We start from the raw sequence: 18,933 nt of genomic DNA, 5'->3' as shown, positions 1-18,933 counted from the left end.
CTTGCCATGCGTTAAGCGATCCGGCGATGGAATAAGCATTGCACGAGATTCCGACCTTGCGGCGTTTTGCCCATCTCCGTGGCTTGGACAACGTTCCGGACGAGACTATGATTCTCAACTTTCGTCGCCTGCTGAAAATCGATGTCCTTGCCGCGCGGATGCTGGTGGCGGTCGACGCGCATCTGGCGTGCAATGGCTAGAGCTTGCGGTAGGGCACGATCGTAGATGCGAGGCTGATAGCTGCGACTAGTTCGACAAAATGCTGTTCGCGCGCGCGACCTGAAAATGAATCAGACCACAAAGGGGGTTGCCAAGGTTGCACAATGGGGCTGCCGATGCGTATAAAAATTGCATACGGTCGCGTTCTATTGGTGTGAAAGAAGCGTCGCTTGTTGGGGATAATCATGAGGCTTGGGGCAGAAATCTGAGCGGAGAGACAAAATGAATCTTTTTAATGATAGGTCGGGTCGCGAAAGGTGTCGGGCGGCACAGGCCAGCCGAAAAAAATCACCAGATAAACCGTTCTGGGATCGCTTCTGATGAAAATGCCTCTTTTCCTAATAGATCGAGGAGATATCTCCGTATTTTCATCCAGTCAACATCTTCTGGGTCATGTCGAGCTGCCTGATATTTCCGATTATTTGGTGCTTGACGCAGTAGGCTACCAGTTTGAGCTTCAAACAGTCATCGGGCGTGAGGATATGATTTTCGATGTTAACCAGATATGCCTCGTTGAATTGGATGGGATGTCGCCTTAGCCTGCAACGCTTTGCGAAAGCATTAAAAGCTTCTTGAGCAGGTTGGCGTATACCAACCTGGGTGATACCAACGGAGCGGTTACCTGGATTGGTTCCTCGTATAATGAATAATTCGCCTCTACCTCCCACTGGGTTTTGAAAATGAAGCCGGATGCCATAATCAAGGTTTGTTTCCTCACGGCTGAGAAGGGTGGTCGTAAAACGGTCGTCGAAGGAGAGTCGTACGCTTGTCCGATTTTTGTCAACAATGAAGCGTTCGACTGTCGGCTTTTACTAAGTGGCAGGCGCATTGAGTTGGGGCAGACTTATGAGGTGCCAATTAGGTTCCTTTATAGTGAACTAGCGATTCCAAGGCTGGCTGTCGGGGCGGAAATATATTTGTGGGAGGGGCGAAAAGTTGCAGTGGGTGAAGTGGTTGCCATCATTAGGGATTGAAGGCCTATTAAGAATTTTCTGGTCTCGATCAAAATGGCTTGTCGCTGATGCTCACGTGCAGGATCTGGCCACCGTGGGGATGCACATCGATCTGGTTGATCAGCAGCAACGGCGTCTCCGTCGCGGTGCGCCCACGGCAGCGCCACAGCTGGCCGACCGCATAGGCGGGAGAGGTGGTATCGGGCATCGGGTACTCCACGCGCAAACCGCAACGATGCAACGCGCTCGCAAGGATGGCGACCGGGCGCGGTGCCCGCCCTGGATGGGATGGTTCGATCTCCCCCCCGTCGCAAGTGCAGTCGCGCGTTGCCTGCCGGACGATATTCACAGGTAGGCGTCAAGGTCGATGACGCCTGAAGGATGAGTCCGCTTGTGGCTGATAGACTTGGCCTGGATCACTGCGCCCGGCTGAATGGCCGGCGCCAGCAGTGCCGCAGCGCACGCGCGCCATGTCAAAATAGCGATTCTTTAACTTCCCCAGTTCCCTGCAGGCCGCAAGGACCGTTCGCATGCGCACGCTGTTCCGCCCCTCATTGTGGGCGCTCGCCCTAGTCTGTAGTCCTGCCCTGAATGCCGCATCGCGGCCCACGGTGCCCGCGCGTGCGCCCGTTTCGGCACCCGCGACTGTCGCCGGTACCGACGCGGCCAGCGACCCGAGCGTGCCGCTGCCGGCCACGCTGAAGTCCGGCATGGGCTACCGCGCATTCGCACAGGCGGTGATGGAGCAGGGCTGGCAGCTGGTGGATCCGCTTGCCGCCGACAGCTGCATGGCCGCCGGCGATTGCGCCGTCGAGTTCATCGCGCCCGGCGGCAGTGCACGCCTGCAGGTGCAGGTCGGCTCGCAGTCCGGTGCGGCGGTGGTCAGTGGCTGGCGCGCGCAGCAGGTGCCGTTGGATCGCATCGGCAATCCGACGGCTGCGGCGGTGGACAGCAAGGCCGCGCCGGCCGCGGCCAACGTGGCCGACAACCCGCGCTGAGCGCGGGCGGCGGCGTCTGATGCGCGCGGCGTATCATGGCGCTGCATGCGCTACGGCCTGCATCGGCGGCAGGTGTCATCGCCAGCTGCGTCTTTCCTGATCCCGAGTCCTGCATGATTTCCTGCATGAAGAGCATCGATCCTGCCGATCTGGAAGCGTTGTTCGATGCGGTGCCGGACGTGCTGTTCTTCGTCAAGGATCGCGAGGGCCGCTATACCCACGTCAACCAGACCATGCTGCGGCGGTTGGGACTGAAATCGCGCAAGGACCTGATCGGCAAGCGCGTTGCCGAGGTCTATCCCAGCGGTCTGGGCACCAACTACGCCAACCAGGACGAGCAAGTGCTGGCCGGGGAGGTGATCGACAACCTGCTGGAACTGCATCTGTTCGCCAACCGCGAACCGGGCTGGTGCCTGACCTGCAAACGTCCGCTGCTGGTCGACGGCAAGGTGCAGGGCATCATCGGCATCTCGCGTGATCTGGGGCCGCAGGATGGGCACGAATCGCAGTACGAAAAACTGCGGCTCGCGCTGGCGTACCTCAACGCCAACTACGCGCAGAACGTACGCATGCAGGCACTGGTGGAGATCACCGGGTTTTCGATGTCCAAGCTGCAGCGCTCGTTCCGCAAGGTGTTCCAACTCACCCCGCAACAGGTGCTGGCCAAGCTGCGCCTGCAGATGGCGATGCATCTGCTGCACGGAAACAAGAGCCTCACCGAAATCGGGCATGCCTGCGGTTTCAGCGATCAGAGCGCCTTCGCACGGCAGTTCAAGCTGGCGGTCGGCATGACGCCACGCGAGTACCGCGCGCTGGCGAACGCGGCGCAGTTTCCTGCCGAACCGGCTTAGCGCGACTGAGCAAGACGACTGCTCAGTTGCTGAGTTGGTCGAGCACGGCTCCTCTGTAATGCTTGCGGGGAACTGCGTGAATCCATCGAGATTCCGGGTTGCAGTTTCGTTTGGTAGATGCAGTCAAAAGCCTGGTCGTCGAATGTGCGGCGCCCTCACTGCTTGCGGGACACGCCGTGAATCCGTCCATGGAGGCTCGGTGGCGGCATCCATGCCGCCACACGGTCCCGCAATCGGCGAGGGCACCGCACCAGACAGTTGGTCGGCTGTTTTCCTGAAAGCTTGTTGCTCAGCCTGGGCAGAAGAGAAGTTGGTAGGTCACGTGTTGAAAGCCTGTCGGCTACTCCGCTTGCAACGGAGATTCTTTAATAGCTGGTCAGACCCAGGGCAATCCGCCCAGCGCACCTCATGCTCTTGCTTGCAACCATACAAACCGACCATCTTGAGGGGTCCTTGCCCGCCCACCGTCGCGGGACCTTACGCGGCATGGATGCCGCGTAAGAGCCTACAAGGACGTACTTGCGGCGTGTCCCGCGATGGTGGGCGGGCAAGGGCCTTGCAGCCAAACCGCAGCCCGCGGCTCTATGCCGACCTGGCCGCGCGCGCCGACACCCCAAAGACACGGCCGCGCAACAACGTAAAGACAGCCGGATTCCAAATCGCAGCGTCGTTTATGAGACGCGGCCAAAAGACGGGTTGAAGGCTGGCCGTAGCAGAGGATGCGCTGGTTTTCTGTTGAGGATACTTTGCTGCCCCCATAAAACGCCTTGGGCGCGAACGACGTAGAAGTCGTTCGCGCCCAAGCCTGTGCAGCCTATGCGGATGCGGTTACGCCAGCATGCGCACCTTCGGTTCGCGTGCCCACTGGCGGGTCTTGGCGGCAGTGATGAAGGCCTTGGTATCTGCTGCCGCGATCACGCCGGCGTCCTTGCCGACATTGCCGGCCTTCAACAGCAGCTGCGCGCCGTCGTCGAAGGCGATCGCCTTCAGATGGGCCCAGGCATTGCTGACGAAATCCAGCGCTGCCGATTCACGTGTCAGCGCCTTGGCTGCTTCCGACGACAGCAGCACCGCCACCGCATCGAACATCACCGACGGCGTGCCGGCCAGCTGACCATCGGCGGCCAGTTGCTTGCCGTCGCTGAGCTTGGCGCCGCCCAGTTTCGGCGCGACGATCTTGACCGTGGCACCGGCGGCTTCGGCGGCCTTGCGCACGGCCTTGATCGTCGCTGCATCGGAGCCGTCGTGAATCAGGATGCCGACCGTGCGGCCCTGCAAGGTGTCCTTCATCTTGCCGATCAGCTGCAAGGCGGGCGACAGCGGCATGTCGGTCGGTGCGACCGCAGCCGGCGGTGCCGGCGGCAACGTGGTCATGCCCATGCCATCGGCCACACGCTGTGCCAGCGTCGGGTCGATGTGACGCAGGTGACCGACGATGGCTTCGCGCACGTGCGCGGTCTCCACCTTGGACAACTCGAACACCAGTGCCGATGCCATATGCGCCTGTTCCGGTGCGGTCTGGCTGCGGAAGAACATGCGTGCCTGGCTGTAGTGATCGGCAAAACTTGCTGCGCGTACGCGGCCCTTGGCACCGTCTTCGGCCGGTGTCGCATGGCTGGGGAATCCACGCAGCGCCTCACGCGGTGCATCGGCCTGCAACGAGCTGGGCTCGTAGGCGACACGGCCCTTGGGGACGCCCATCTGCATATGGCCGTCTCGCTGGTTGTTGGCGAACGGGCACTTGGGTGCATTGACCGGGATCTGGTGGAAGTTCGGCCCGCCCAGGCGGCTTAGCTGCGTATCCAGATACGAGAACAGGCGGCCCTGCAGCAGCGGATCGTTGCTGAAGTCGATGCCGGGCACGATGTTAGCCGGGCAGTACGCCACCTGCTCGGTCTCTGCGAAGAAGTTGTCCGGCCAGCGGTCGAGCACCATGCGGCCGACGATCTGCAGCGGCACCAGTTCTTCCGGAATGACCTTGGTCGAATCCAGGTGATCGAACGGGAATGCATCGGCTTCCGCCTCGGTGAACAGCTGCACGCCCAGCTCCCACTCGGGGAAGTCGCCGCTCTGGATCGATTCGAACAGATCGCGACGATGGAAGTCCTGGTCGGCGCCGGCGATCTTCACCGCCTCGTCCCAGATCGTGGACTGCAGGCCGAGCTTGGGGCGCCAATGGAACTTGACGAAGGTGCTGTCGCCCTTTTCATTGAGGAAACGGAAGCTGTGGATGCCGAAGCCTTCGATCATGCGCAGCGAGCGCGGAATGGTGCGGTCGCTCATCGCCCACATGATCATGTGCATCGATTCGGGGCTGAGCGAGATGAAGTCCCAGAAGGTGTCGTGCGCACTGGCAGCCTGCGGGAAACCGCGGTCCGGCTCCATCTTCACCGCGTGGATCAGGTCCGGGAACTTCATCGAATCCTGGATGAAGAACACCGGGATGTTGTTGCCCACCAGATCCCAGTTGCCTTCCTTGGTATAGAACTTCACCGCAAACCCGCGCACGTCGCGCGGCGTGTCCACCGAGCCGGCGCCACCGGCGACCGTGGAAAAACGCGTGAACAACGGGGTCTTTTCGCCGACCTCGGTGAAGATCTTGGCGGTGGTGTACTGGCTCAACGACTTGGTCAGCTCGAAATAGCCGTGCGCCGCACTACCGCGTGCATGCACGATGCGCTCGGGGATGCGCTCGTGATCGAAGTGGGTGATCTTCTCGCGCAGGATGAAGTCTTCCAGCAACGTCGGTCCGCGCGGCGTGGCGCGCAGCGAGTTCTGGTTGTCACCAACCGGAATGCCCTGGTTGGTGGTCAGCTGCGGGCGCGTGCCGCCGGCCTTCTGATGCAATTCGTCGCCCGTGCCGCGCAACGTCTCGGGAGTTGCGCTGACAGCAGCGGTGGGAGGAAGTTGCGCGGACTTATTGGGGGACTTGGGCATGGGACTCCACTCTGGCGGGCTTGAGATGCGGGCTGATCCGCTGAGCCTGGGAGTGGCGCTGTTAAATGCACGTGTCTGCATGCGAACGAATACTCACATGCAGCCGAAAGCTTGCGTTGGATCGCAGCGGGCTGATGCGTAGGTCACGCAATGCAGCGATCACCGTCTGTAATTGCAGGCAGCGAACGCAACCATTGCAAGCTGACTACAGCAGGTCCAGCGGCTGTTTGCGTGTCGGCGGCGGGAACGCACGGTCCAGTTCGGCAAGATCCTGCGCGTCCAGTTGCAGCGTGCATGCCGCTGCATTTGCGCGCACATGGGCAGGCGTCCCCGATTCGGGAATGGCAATGACCTGGCCGCTGCGGATCGCCCACGCCAGCGCCACGGCGGTTGCGGCCACGCCGCGTCGCTCGCCGATCGCGTGCAGCACGGGATGATCCAGCAATGCGCGGCTGCCCAGTGGCGAATACGCCATCACCGTTACCTCGTGCTCTGCACACCACGGCAGCAGATCGAACTCGATGCCGCGGCTACCAGCGTGATACAGCACCTGATTGACCAGGCAGTGTTGCCCGCCATCGATGCGCCACAAATCCTGCAGATCGTCGACATCGAAATTCGACACGCCCCAATCGCGGATCTTGCCGGCATCGCGCAGGGCCTCGAAGGCATCGACCATTTCACGCAGATCGCTGCCGCCGCGCCAGTGCAGCAGATACAGGTCCAGTGTGCGCACGCCGAGCCGCTGCAGGCTGGCCTCGCAGGCACGCGCGATGCCGCGTGCGCTGGCATTGCTCGGCAAGACCTTCGACACCAGATAAGGCCGCTGCACGCTGTCCATGGCCTGGCCGATCAGTTGCTCCGACCGGCCATTGCCGTACATCTCGGCGGTGTCGATCAAGCGCATGCCCAATTGCTGGCCCGTCTGCAGCGCATCGATCTCCTGCTGCGGCGCGTGTCGGCCCTGGCCCAGATTCCATGAGCCAAGCCCGAGTGCCGGCACGCTGCGTCCGTTGCGCAGGCGCACCGTGGGGCAGGGGGATGAGGCGGAAACGGACATGGAGGGCTCCTGATGATGCGATCAATGCGAGGGTGACTGGGCCGAGGTCGCTGCCGCGTGCGGCAATGTTGCCTGTGCATCCCAGAATGCGCAGCGATGCCGTTGCGCGAAGTCGGGCGTTGCGCCGATCCTGCCGGGCGACAGCGTCAACGGAGCGTCGCCATCGAAGCGTGGCCACGGCGGACGCCCAGCCCCATTGGGATCGCCGGTGCGTGCGAACGCGCCCCAGTAATCCTGCAGCGTATCGGCGAAGGCCTGTTGCGCCGGAGTGAACGCCGGCTCGCCACTGAGCACCCACGGCCGCTGGAACAGGTACACCAGTTCGGAGGCGTGATACGCGCCCAGCGGATGTGAGAACGGCAGGCGCCACAGGCCGTACGGCGCCTGCGGGTCGTCGAACTCGTACGCATACACTGGTGTGCGGGTACGCAAGGCTTGGCCCAGCCGACGCGTCGGGCAGGCGAATCCGCCATCGGTGACGATGTCGGCGAATGCATCCCAGCGCGATTGCCCGGCAACGTCTGCATAGCGCGCCATGATCGCTGTCGGGTCGGCATGCATGCGCTGCAGGCGTGCTTCATAGCCGCTGCGCAGGTTGAGCTTGCCGACGTAGGACAGCAACTGCGCAAACAGCCGCCCCTCGTTGCGGTTGGTGCCGATCAGCGCCGGCACCTGCACATGGTGCAGGTTGGCGATCGCCTCGGCGGGCGGCAACGGCAAGACGTCACCGCCAGACATCGGCGCCCAGGCATCGCTGCCGGTCAGGCCACGGCGCTGGGATTTGGCATCGGCCACGGTATCGGCAGGCAATGCGCGCAGGCACGCGCCCACATCGCTTGCATGCGCGCAGCCAAGCGTCTGCGCCATGCGCGCACCGCCGCGCTCGGCCTCGGCGCGCGGCACGCTGGAATCGCTGGCCAGGCAGCTGCCGCTCTGCAGGATTGCACGTTGGAACAGACCGGCCGCGCCCGGCGAGGCGAGCTGATAGCAGATGCTCCAGGCGCCGGCCGATTCACCGAACACGGTGACGTTGTGGGCATCGCCACCGAAGGCGGCGATATTGCGCTGCACCCAGCGCAACGCGGCCTGTTGGTCGAGCAATGCATAGGCCCCTTCGCCTTCGCCACGCAGCGCCGGATGCGCGAAGAAACCGAACACCCCCAGCCGGTAATTGGGCGCCACCACGATGACGTCCTGCCGCGCCGCCAAGGCACTCAGGTCGTAATCGACATTGCTGCCCAGCTCCAGCGCGCCACCGTAGATCCACACCATCACCGCGCGTGGATGCGCCGGCGCCGGGTCGGGCGGCGCATAGATGTTGAGGGTAAGGCAATCCTCCGATATCTGCTTCTGCCCGAAGCGATACCGCGGCAGACAGGCCGGCCCGGCCTGCGTGGCATCGCGTACGCCCTTCCAGGCTGGCACAGCTTGCGGGGCGCGAAAGCGCAACGCGCCTACCGGCGGCGCGGCGAACGGCACGCCCAAAAACACCCGCCCCTGTGCGCCTGTGACGCCGCGGACTGCACCGGCATCGGTCTGCACCACCTCGGCCTGCGCATCGGCCGCGTGCACCAGCGCCGGCACCTCGCCAGGGCGGCGTGGTGCGCACGCGGTCAACGCAAGGCCTGCAAGCAGCAGGCAGGCCAGGTTGCGTTTCAATGAACCTCTGTCGCGCTTGATCACTGTCGGTTGTGTCCTATCCCAGACGCACATCATCGCGAGTGCACGTGTAGGGAAGGAAAACGAGGAGGCTGCCTGATTAAGAGCGACTGACAAACGCTCTCGAATGCCGTGGCAATGGCGGGCGGGCAAGAGCCTGCGCTAGGCTGCAGATCATCCTCTCTGCAACTGACGCTTCCACGCCGTGTATTCACCTCGCGAGGCGATCTGGGTAGTGAGCGTGAGCGTCGTTTGATATTCCCAACCCGAGCTGTGGTGGCCTACGGCGCAGGCGCTTGCCACCAACGCGCGATGCGTCCAGAACACTGCGATGCACTGCAGCCGCTAAAAACGAAAAACCCAGCCCGGGATTACTCGGGCTGGGTTTCAATGCACACGCCAACGCGAAAGGGCAGCGCTTACGCCTCCACGTCCTCCTTGTAGGCATCCACGGGGATGCAGGCGCACATCACGTTCTTGTCGCCGTAGACGTTGTCCACGCGTGCGACCGGCGGCCAGTACTTCTGCAGCTTGAGGCTGGGCAGCGGGAAGGCGGCCAGTTCGCGCGGGTAGGCGTGGGTCCACTCGCTGGCCGACACCTGGGTGGCGGTGTGCGGGGCGTGCTTGAGCGGGTTGTCGTCGCGGTCCAGGCGGCCGTCTTCGATGGCGCGGATTTCCTCGCGGATCTGGATCATCGCGTCGATGAAGCGGTCCAGCTCATGCTGCGATTCGCTTTCGGTCGGTTCCACCATCAGGGTGCCGGCGACCGGGAAGCTCAAGGTCGGCGCGTGGAAGCCGAAGTCGATCAGGCGCTTGGCGATGTCCTCGGCGCCGATGCCGCTGGTCTTTTCCAGCGGGCGGATGTCGAGGATGCACTCGTGTGCCACCAGGCCGTTGCGGCCGGTGTACAGCGTCTTGTAGTGCGGCGCCAGGCGCTTGGCGATGTAGTTGGCGTTGAGCAGGGCCACCTGGGTCGCCTTGCGCAGGCCGGCGCTGCCCATCATGGTCACGTACATCCAGCTGATCGGCAGGATCGAGGCCGAGCCGTAGGCCGCCGCGCTGACCATGCCGCCGATGCGCGAGAAGTGTCCACTCCCGCTTTCGGAGTTGAGTCCGCCGCCATGGATGGCGGCAGTTTGACCTTCGCCGGCATGGATGCCGGCACGAGGCAGGTATGGCGCCAGATGCGACTTCACCGCACACGGACCCACACCCGGGCCGCCGCCGCCATGCGGAATGCAGAAGGTCTTGTGCAGGTTCAGATGCGACACGTCCGAGCCCCACTTGCCGGGCTTGGCCACGCCGACCAGGGCATTCATGTTGGCGCCGTCGGTATAGACCTGGCCGCCATGCGCATGCACCGCTTCGCAGATCGCCACCACGTCCTCTTCAAACACGCCGTGGGTGGACGGGTAGGTGATCATCAACGCGGCCAGGCGCTCTGAGTACTTCTCTGCCTTGGCGCGGATGTCGTCGACATCGACATTGCCGTTGGCATCGCACTTGGTCACGACCACGGTCATGCCGCACATCTGCGCCGACGCCGGGTTGGTGCCGTGGGCGGATTCGGGGATCAAACAAATGTCGCGATGCGCTTCACCGCGCGCGCGGTGATAGGCGCGGATCGCCAGCAGGCCGGCGTACTCGCCCTGCGCGCCGGAGTTGGGCTGCAGGCTCACCGCGTCGTAGCCGGTGCATTCGACCAGCATCGCTTCCAGCTCATCGATCAGCTGCGCGTAACCGGCCGACTGCTCGGCCGGCGCCAGCGGATGGATCGCGCCGAACTCGGGCCAGGTCACCGGGATCATCTCGGCGGTGGCGTTGAGCTTCATCGTGCAGCTGCCCAGCGGGATCATGGTGCGATCCATCGCCAGGTCCTTGTCGGCCAGCGAGCGCATGTAGCGCAGCAGTTCGTGCTCGCTGTGGTGGGTGTTGAACACCGGGTGTGTCAGGAAGGGCGTGCTGCGCAGCAGGCCCTGCGGCAACGCGTCGGCGGTGGCGGCATCGAGTGCGTCCACATCTGCCTGCGCGCCGAACAACGCGGCCAGCGCGACCACATCGGCGCGCGTGCTGGTTTCATCCAGGCTGATGCCGACCGCTTCGCTGTCGATCGCGCGCAGGTTGATGCCGGCGGCGCGGGCCTTGGTGTGGATGGCCTCGGCATCGATCGCCTTGACGTGCAGGGTGTCGAAGAACTGCTCGCCCACCGTGACGCCGGCACCGCGCAGGGCGGCGGCCAGGATCGCGGCCAGGCGATGGGTACGCCGCGCGATGCGGGTCAGGCCCGCGGGGCCGTGGTAGACCGCGTACATCGAGGCCATCACCGCCAGCAGCACCTGCGCGGTGCAGATGTTGGAGGTGGCCTTCTCGCGACGGATATGTTGCTCGCGCGTCTGCAGGGTGAGGCGATAGGCGGGGTTGCCCGCGGCATCGATCGACACGCCGATCAACCGGCCCGGCATCGAGCGCTTGTAGGCATCGCGGCAGGCCATGAAGGCCGCATGCGGGCCGCCGAAACCGAACGGCACGCCGAAGCGCTGCGAATTGCCGACCACGATGTCCGCGCCCCATTCGCCGGGCGCGGCGATCAGGGTCAGCGCCAGCAGATCGGTCGCCACCGCGACCAGGCCGCCCTGTGCGTGCACCGCATCGGCCAGCGCGGCGTGATCGCCGATATGCCCGAAGCTGTCCGGGTACTGCAGCAGCACGCCGAAGCACTCGGCCTGCAGCGCTTCCTCCGGCGTGCCGACGCGCAGCACGATGCCCAGCGGCTCGGCGCGGGTGCGCAGCAGTTCCAGCGTCTGCGGGTGCACCGCGTCATGCACAAAGAAGGTGTCCGACTTCGACTTGGCCGAGCGCTTGGCCAGCGTCATCGCTTCGGCCGCGGCAGTGGCTTCGTCCAGCAGCGAGGCGTTGGCGATCTGCATGCCGGTGAGGTCGGCGCACAGGGTCTGGAAGTTGATCAGCGCTTCCATCCGGCCCTGCGAAATCTCGGCCTGGTAGGGCGTGTAGGCGGTGTACCAGGCCGGGTTTTCCAGGATGTTGCGCAGGATCACCTTCGGCGTATGGGTGCCGTAATAGCCCTGGCCGATGAAGCTGCGCTGCACCTGGTTCTTGCTGGCGATGGCGCGGATCTTGGCCAGCGCCTCTTCTTCGGTAATCGCCTCGGGCAGCGCCAGCGCCGCTGGCGACTTGATGTTGCCGGGCACGATCGCATCGGTCATCGCATCCAGCGAGGCGTGGCCGACCACCTCCAGCATCTGTGCGATTTCTGCGTCGTTGGGGCCGATATGGCGTTCGACGAACGCACTGTGGTGTTCGAGGTCGCGCAAGGAAGACGTGGTCTGGGACATGGCGGGCATCCGGGGCAGGGGGCAGACGAATGGTCGACGGCCACCGGACCGGCGTGACGCGCGCAGCGCATCACCTCCTGTCGCAGCGACAGTCTTCCTCGCGCCCCTCTGTCCTTTTGCCTGAGAGTTTAAGAACGCGGCATGGCGCTGGGCCTGCCTGCGTTCCGTGCCCCTTCGGCGCCGGCATCGGCCGGTCTCTCCAGAGTTGTACTGCGGATGGTATCGGGCCTGAGCGATTACGGGCTGTTGCGCCTTCGGCAGCGGCAATGCCGCTTCTCCCACCGTGTTGCCGGCCGATTATAGCCTGCGTGCGCACGCGCCGGAGCGCATGCGGCAGGCTCATGCACTCGGGGTTGCTTAACCTTGCAACGGCGAGCGCCTATCATCGACGCCCTTGTGCTCATCCCGACGCCGCCCCCAGGGCGGCGCCGGCGTGCGTCCCCCGATGCACCACGTTCGGATCCCTGCATGACCCCCACCACGCCTTCCACCCGTCGCATGGCGCTGCTGCTCGCCGGGTTGGCGATGTTCGGCCCGTTTTCCATCGACACCATCTTCCCGGCGTTCTCGCGGCTCAGCCGCAGCCTGGCGGTGGACGAGGTGGCGATCCAGCAGACCATCAGCGTCTATCTGCTCGTCTACGGGCTGATGAGCATCGCGCACGGCCCGCTGTCCGATGCCTGGGGCCGCAAGCGGGTGATCCTGGGCGGGCTGGTGCTCTTCATCGCCGGCTCGGTGGGCTGCGCGCTGTCGCAGGATCTGCCCACCCTGCTGGCGTTCCGCGCGCTGCAGGGCCTGTCGGCAGGCGTGGGCATGATCGTCGGGCGGGCAGTGATCCGTGACCTGTTCCAGGGCCCGGACGCGCAACGGCTGATGAGCCAGGTGTCGATGATCTTCGGCATCGCCCCGGCGATCGCGCCGATCATCGGCGGCTGGATCCTGCTCAGCGGTGCCGGCTGGCCGCTGATCTTCTGGTTTCTGGTGGCGTTCGGGCTGGTGCTGCTGGTGGCCACGCTGACCTGGCTGCCGGAGACCCACCCAGTGGACGCGCGCACGCCGCTGCAGCTCAAGCGCCTGCTGCACGACTACGTGCGGATCGGCTTCAACCCGCGCTTCCAGCGGCTGGCCGCGGCCGGTGCGTTCAACTTCGCCGGCATCTTCCTGTACATCGCCTCGGCGCCGGTGCTGATCATGCGCCACCTGCACCTGGGCGAGGGCGACTTCGCCTGGCTGTTCATTCCCACCATCGGTGGCATGACCCTGGGCTCGTTCCTGTCCGGGCGCATGGCCGGCAGCATGGACCCGGTGCGGCAGATCCGCATCGGCTTCATCTGCTGCGGCGTAGCGGCGTTGGCGAACCTGGGCTACACCATGACGGCGGCGCAGATCGCGCTGCCATGGGCGGTGCTGCCGATCTTCCTGGCCGGCCTGGGCATGGCGCTGATCTTCCCGATCCTGGCGCTGGCGGTGCTGGACATGTACCCGCATCAGCGCGGCCTGGCATCCTCGCTGCAAGCCTTCACCCAGCTGATGATCAATACGCTGGTGGCCGGGGTGCTGTCGCCGCTGCTGAGTGAACACCCGCGCCATCTAGCGATCGGCATGACCGGTTTTTTCCTGCTGGGCTGGCTATTCTGGCGCTGGGAACGCCGCAGCGGCCGCCGTCTACGCCGCCGCCAGGCCGAAGAGGCCGTGCCTCTGGAGCCGGCCGACCATCTCTGACCTCACAGGAGCCTGCATGTCCACCGATTCCAAGCTGCGCCGCGACGCCCGCAAGCGCGCCGCCGAGCGCCAGCGCAACCAGGCCGCCGCCAATCCCGCGCCGGTCTCGCCGATCGAGCCGCATGCCGAACTGCGCGACCAGCAACGCACGCTCCTGGCCGGCATCGTCCGCCGCGATGGCGAATGGGTGCTCGGCATGGACGGCCGCATCGCTGGCGAAAGCACCAGCGCCGCCCAGGTGCTGGCCTTGATCATGCGCGCGGCCGAGTTGCACGAACGCCAGGGCACGCCGGTGCGGCTGACCTATTCGGACGCACTCAAGGACGCGGCGCATGCCGAGGCCGCCGCCGACGGCAGGGATTTCGAGGCGTTCCGGATCGAGTTCGCGCAGAAGCTGGTGCCCGCGCGCACCAACTGAGGCCATGCAACGCAGCGGTGTCGGCGACGCCGGCTCCGAACACGGCCCATTCCGCGTGGATGGGCCGTGTTGGGGCTGAATTGCGCCAGGGCTTGGCTGCGTACCAGCCAGTGCGATGAATCAGCGCGCCGGTGCCTGTCGCTGGACGTCCTGCTGCTGCGCCTGTTCCTGCGTGGCGGCGTTGCGATCCTGCTCGGCGCCACTGCCTGCGCGCGCTGCAGGCTGTGGTCCACCGGCGTCTGCTGCGCGGCCTGGGCATCGAAGGGTCCGCGCAGGTGCGCCGGCGAATCCAGCGCTCCCTGGACCACGAAGCCCTGCGCCGGGTCGCGGCCGAGCACCACGTGGTCGACGCGCTGCAGCCCATGCTGGCGCGCGGCCACCAGCGCGCCGGCTGCCAGGCGCTCGCTGTCCGCATCGGGCACACGGCCACGCGCGGTCTCCAGCTGTGCTACCGCTGCGGTGCATTGGCTCAGCAGCGCATGGTCCGGACTGGCCGGATTGCGCGGATCCGAGGCGGCGGTCGCCGTCGCTGCCTGACGCGGGAGGACCTCGGCATTGATGCGCTGCAACTGGCCGTCGTATGTCCCATCGGCGCCGTCGGCGATGCGCTGCAGCCGCTCGACGAATGGATAGGGCGTGCCGCCCACATTGCGGGCCATCGCGAGCGCGAAGCGTTCGGGTGACTGCGGCGCGGCGTTGCGGTCGCCGACCAGCGAGCTCAGCGAGCTGCCGCCGATCTTGCTGGCCTCGACGCTGGCCTGGGTCTGCTCCATCAGCGCCTGCATCTGCGCCTCGCTGAAGGCCAGCGTGGTCTTCTGCCCTGGCGCGATCGCACCGGTGCCCGCCATCTCGCCGCTCAGCGCGCTGTTGAGATTCTGCGCGATCGCCTTTTCCTCGCTGGCCTCGTTGCGCCCGCCCAGGCGTTGCATCAACCCCGGCGCGGCAACGTCGCCATCGATCTCGAAGCGGTAGCTGCGTTCCTGCACGCGTTCGGTATCGTTGCCGTCGTACTGGCGCACGATCGTCAGCGGCACGTTGTCGCCGTATTGCAGCTGCTGCACCACGGTGTAGCCGTCCTGGCCCGGTGTGCTGATGCGCACCTGGCTGCCCTGGTTGCGGTTGCCGGCCACATCGGCGCTGAGCGGACCCAATTCCAGCTGCAGCCGCTGCTGCGAGCTGAAGTTGATGCGCTCCAGCGTCTGTTGTTCGTCGACGCCGGGCACGCCGGGTGCCAGCGTGCCCTCGCGCACGAACTGGCCCATGGCCGCGAGCGCACGCGGATCGGCCAGGTCGAATTGTGCACTCTCCACACGCGACTGGCCCAGGGAGTCGGCGCGCCCGAGCAGGGCCTGCGCCGGTCCCACCTTCAGGCCAACGGCGTTCACTGCCTCGATGGCTGCGTTGGGCCCGGTCACCACCCGCACGTGACGCTCGTCCACGCGCTCGATCAGGTAGCTGCGGCCGCTGGCTTCGGTGATCTCGCTCTGCATGCTGAGGTGTTGCAGACTCGCCGAGGAATCGCGCTGGGTGTAGGTCTGCGTGTCCATCACCGCACGCGCGCCGATCGGAAGGCTCTCCGGCTGCAGCGGATTGACGCGTGTGGCAGCCTCTGCAGGCTGGTCGGCACCGGGCAGCGTCAGTGCGTAGCGCATGCGCTGCCCGGTACTGACGCCAGTTTCGATGTTCAACTTGCCGTCGCCGAGTTTGGTCTGCAGGCTTTGCTGCTGGCCGGTGCGCGCGTCGGCCTCCAGGTTGAAGGTGGTGGTCTTTGCGTCGGAGTCGCTGAGCTTGCCCAAGGCTAGCGAGTTGCTGGTGCGCAGGCTGTTCTCGCCCAGTGGCTGCGTTTTACTGCCGTTGCTCTGCTCGCTGGTGTGTGAATACTTGATCGACCCCTCTTCAGGGCTGAACTCCATGGTGCTGCTACCCAGCTTCGCCGAATAGTCGCTGTTCTTGCTGCTGTAGGTCGGGTCGAACGCGCGGTCGTTCGCGTCGTCGATGACCTGCTTGTTGGTGTCCGCGTCGCGCGGGTCCGGGCCGGTGGAGGCGTTGTTCATTGGATGCGTCCTGCATGCTGCGCCGGTGCAGCGGGCGCGCAGTATATCGCCGGCGTTTTTGGCGTTTATCAAATCAATGTTATGCGGCGGCCGAGGTGACGGCCGCCGCATGCCGCAGGGAAAGCGGCGCGTCAGTGCATCGCGGCAGGCGGCGGCGCGTTGCTGGCGGCAGCGGGTGCGGTCGCCTGCCAGCCGCACAATTTCCCCTGGTTCTGCTGCTTCAGCCACTCGTTCATCGGTGCGAAATATTCCAGCATCGGGCCGGCGTCCAGGCGCTCGTCGCCGGTGAGTTCCTTCAGCGTAGTCTGCCAGGGTTGGCTTGAGCCACGTTGCAGCATCGACCAGAACTTCTGCCCGGCGTCCTTGTTGCCGTAGAAGCTGCACTCGTACAACGGGCCTTGATGGCCGGCAGCTTCGCACAGGCCTTTGTAGAACTGGAACTGCAGGATGTGCGCAAGAAAATACCGGGTGTACGGCGTATTGCCGGGCACATGGTATTTGGCGCCGGCATCGAAGAACTCCTCGCCGCGTGCGCTCACCGGCGCCACGCCCTGATACCTGGCTTTCAGCTCCCACCACGCCTGGTTGTAGTGCTCGGGGGTGATCGAGCCGTCGAACACGCCCCAGCGCCAGCGGTCGATCATCAAGCCGAACGGCAGGAAGGCGACCTTGCTCAGCGCCATGCGCATCTGCGAATTGATCAGCGCCTCGCGGCCGGCTTGCTGTTGGCCCACCATGCCGATCGATTGCAGATAGCTGGGCGTCATCGCCAGTACGATGGTGTCGCCGATCGCTTCGTGGAAGCCATCGTTGGCGCCATTCTGGAACAGCGGCGGCAGCGGGTTATAGGCCAGGTCGTAATAGATGTGGCCGAGCTCGTGATAGATGGTGGTGAAGTCTTCCTCGGTCGGCTTGATGCACATCTTGGTGCGCACGTCCGCGCCGGTGTTCTGGGTCGGCTCGCCGCCCATGTTCATGTCCCAGGCGCTGGCATGGCAGACCACGTCGCGGTCCAGCGGCTTGATGAACTGCGAGCGTTGCCAGTAGGTGTCTGGAAGCTTGGGCATGCCGAGCGAGGTGTAGAAATCCTGCGCACGTTCGGTCATCTGTCTTGCGGTGCGCAGTTGCGCTTCGCGTTCGGCCTGGAAGCGTGCGCCGCTGCCGCCTTCTGTGCCCGTGTTGCGTGCCAGCACCGCACTCAGGTTGCCCTGGTACTGTTTTTCCAGCGCACCGGTGATGTCCAGATCGCCGGCGCCCGGATACGGCTGCAGCAGATCCCATAGATTGCTCCAGTCCTGCTGCCACATATTGCCCATCAGATGGGCGGGCAACATGCCACCGGCGAGTTCGCCCTTGTCCTTGCCGTACTGCGTATCGAGCTTGCCGCGCGCATAGCACTGCAGTTGTGCGTACAGCGGCTTGACCTGTTCCCAGAGACGGTCGGTTTCGCTGGCCAGTTGCGCTGGCGGCATGTCGTACCCGCTGCGCCACAGCACGCCGACATCGGCAAAGCCCAGTCCGCGCGCGCCCTCGTTGGCGAGCTCGACAAATCGCTGGTAGTCCTTGCGCATCGGGATTGCGGTGCCATGCCAGCCCTGCCAGGCATCCAGTTGCTCTGCGTAATCGCGGCTGCTGGCGAGCACTTGTTCCAGCTCGCCGAGCTGGCGGCAGCGGCGTTGCTCGCCATCACCCACGCAATAGCTGCCGGCGCCGTAGTCGCCTTCCATCTTGGCGGCGATCCGGGTGAGCTCCGCCAGCTTGGCCGGGTCGCGTGGCGCGGGCAGGGCGCTCATCAGTTTCAGCAGTTGCAATGCACGCGCGCTGTCGGCCGACATCGGGGTGCCGGCGTACTGCTTGGATTGTTCGATCCAGCGGTCCAGTTGTGCCAGCGAGCGTTCGTTGGCCTTGGCGGCCAGCAGCTGCGAATCGCCGTTGATATAGGTAGAAGACAACCACTGCGCGGCGGTGAGTTCCGGGTACGCGGCCTTGTACTCGGCGCTGATGCGCGCGACGAACTGGTCGGCGCTTTCTTCCGGCGCGGTTTTGGCCGCAGCGGGCTTGGCCGGTACCGCCGCATCCTGACGGCAGCCCGACAACGACAGCGTGCCGGCAGCCAGGGCCAGTGCCAGCCACAACAAACGAGGATTCACAGGTGGTCCTTGCGGTGAAGTCCGACGCAGGCTAGAGCGCGTCGGGGTTCACCGCAAGCACTGTCACTGCGCACGCGACGCGGGCGGCTGCAAATTCAGGTGTGCTTATCGGAATAAGCGCGCACATTTCATGTTCACCGCAGCCGGGCGCGGCCGATACTTGGTGCGGCATGTAACTCGCGGATAAGACGGCTCAACTCCTGTTTGCTGATTTTGCTCGCGACGTGTTGTCAGCTGCTTTAAGACCGGGAAATATCGGATGCAGTGGATTGATGGAACGGTGCATGTTGATCAGTTGCAGAGCGGCTGATCTGCGGGGTTTTTGACGAGCCCTTACCCGCCCACCATCGCGGAACGTGCCGCATGGCAGAGTGTCCGATCTACGGCTTTACGGATAGATCCGATGTAGAGCGGGTGATGTGTGGCCTTGCTGCAGGGCCCTTGCCCGCCCACCATCGCAGGACACGCCGCAAGTACGTCCCTGTAGCAACTGTGTTGTTGGAGGGGGTTCTGACCGTTCTGGAAGCCGGGCACGGGAGCGCCGGCCGCTGGTCAGCAG

General features: G+C 64.8%; 11 protein-coding genes, 2 pseudogenes and 1 riboswitch. Of the genes and pseudogenes, 6 read left to right on the top strand and 7 right to left on the bottom strand.

The features are described from left to right. Nucleotides 1-5: 5 nt before the first annotated feature. Both LL972_RS11980 and LL972_RS11975 read left to right on the top strand, forming a co-directional pair. Nucleotides 6-306, top strand: a pseudogene (locus tag LL972_RS11980) (transposase); the annotation flags it as partial. A 233-nt stretch (nt 307-539) separates the two neighbouring features. Next, nucleotides 540-758 (top strand): hypothetical protein, encoded by a 219-nt coding sequence (locus tag LL972_RS11975; RefSeq protein WP_228327786.1) that lies wholly within the window; start codon nt 540-542, stop codon nt 756-758. A gap of 475 nt (nt 759-1,233) precedes the next feature. On the opposite strand, the pseudogene LL972_RS11970 reads toward LL972_RS11975, so the two are convergent. Further along, nucleotides 1,234-1,428: pseudogene (locus tag LL972_RS11970) on the bottom strand (hypothetical protein); the annotation flags it as partial. Nucleotides 1,429-1,702: 274 nt separating this feature from the next. Here LL972_RS11970 and LL972_RS11965 point away from each other — a divergent pair. Further along, nucleotides 1,703-2,170, top strand: coding sequence for a hypothetical protein (locus LL972_RS11965; protein ID WP_104582400.1), 468 nt, complete (start codon nt 1,703-1,705; stop codon nt 2,168-2,170). 125 nt (nt 2,171-2,295) lie between these two features. Next, nucleotides 2,296-3,021 carry an AraC family transcriptional regulator gene (locus tag LL972_RS11960; protein ID WP_104582401.1) on the top strand — a complete coding sequence of 242 codons (726 nt, stop codon included), beginning with the start codon at nt 2,296-2,298 and terminating at the stop codon, nt 3,019-3,021. Between the two features lie 828 nt (nt 3,022-3,849). Here LL972_RS11960 and LL972_RS11955 read toward each other — a convergent pair. The 4 genes from LL972_RS11955 to gcvP all read right to left on the bottom strand — a co-directional run bounded on the left by LL972_RS11955 (nt 3,850) and on the right by gcvP (nt 12,030). Next, nucleotides 3,850-5,958 (bottom strand): catalase, encoded by a 2,109-nt coding sequence (locus LL972_RS11955; RefSeq protein ID WP_228327785.1) that lies wholly within the window; start codon nt 5,956-5,958, stop codon nt 3,850-3,852. Nucleotides 5,959-6,163: 205 nt separating this feature from the next. Next, the gene (locus tag LL972_RS11950; RefSeq protein WP_228327784.1) at nt 6,164-7,018 is read right to left on the bottom strand and encodes an aldo/keto reductase; all 855 of its coding nucleotides are present in this window, start codon (nt 7,016-7,018) and stop codon (nt 6,164-6,166) included. A 21-nt stretch (nt 7,019-7,039) separates the two neighbouring features. Beyond that, the gene (locus LL972_RS11945) at nt 7,040-8,731 is read right to left on the bottom strand and encodes a carboxylesterase/lipase family protein (protein ID WP_228327783.1); all 1,692 of its coding nucleotides are present in this window, start codon (nt 8,729-8,731) and stop codon (nt 7,040-7,042) included. Nucleotides 8,732-9,096: 365 nt separating this feature from the next. Continuing rightward, nucleotides 9,097-12,030, bottom strand: coding sequence for an aminomethyl-transferring glycine dehydrogenase (gcvP, locus tag LL972_RS11940; protein ID WP_228327782.1), 2,934 nt, complete (start codon nt 12,028-12,030; stop codon nt 9,097-9,099). 98 nt (nt 12,031-12,128) lie between these two features. Then, nucleotides 12,129-12,243: riboswitch (glycine riboswitch) on the bottom strand. A gap of 255 nt (nt 12,244-12,498) precedes the next feature. On the opposite strand from gcvP, the gene LL972_RS11935 reads away from it, so the two are divergent. Together LL972_RS11935 and LL972_RS11930 are read left to right on the top strand one after the other, a co-directional pair. Further along, nucleotides 12,499-13,752, top strand: a complete 1,254-nt coding sequence (locus tag LL972_RS11935; RefSeq protein ID WP_228327781.1) for a multidrug effflux MFS transporter — start codon at nt 12,499-12,501, stop codon at nt 13,750-13,752. A gap of 16 nt (nt 13,753-13,768) precedes the next feature. Continuing rightward, a complete protein-coding gene (locus LL972_RS11930) occupies nt 13,769-14,170 on the top strand; it encodes a hypothetical protein (protein ID WP_016901679.1) in 402 nt (133 codons plus the stop codon). On the opposite strand, the gene LL972_RS11925 is transcribed toward LL972_RS11930, so the two are convergent. Together LL972_RS11925 and LL972_RS11920 are read right to left on the bottom strand one after the other, a co-directional pair. Next, a complete protein-coding gene (locus LL972_RS11925) occupies nt 14,056-16,224 on the bottom strand; it encodes an XVIPCD domain-containing protein (protein WP_228327780.1) in 2,169 nt (722 codons plus the stop codon). The genes LL972_RS11930 and LL972_RS11925 overlap by 115 nt on opposite strands. A gap of 131 nt (nt 16,225-16,355) precedes the next feature. Next, nucleotides 16,356-18,374 carry a M2 family metallopeptidase gene (locus LL972_RS11920; protein WP_228327779.1) on the bottom strand — a complete coding sequence of 673 codons (2,019 nt, stop codon included), beginning with the start codon at nt 18,372-18,374 and terminating at the stop codon, nt 16,356-16,358. Between the last annotated feature and the right edge of the window lie 559 nt (nt 18,375-18,933).

This window comes from Xanthomonas campestris pv. asclepiadis (assembly GCF_020784175.1).
Lineage (GTDB): Bacteria > Pseudomonadota > Gammaproteobacteria > Xanthomonadales > Xanthomonadaceae > Xanthomonas > Xanthomonas campestris_D.
This window is presented reverse-complemented; position numbering and strand designations above follow the sequence as displayed.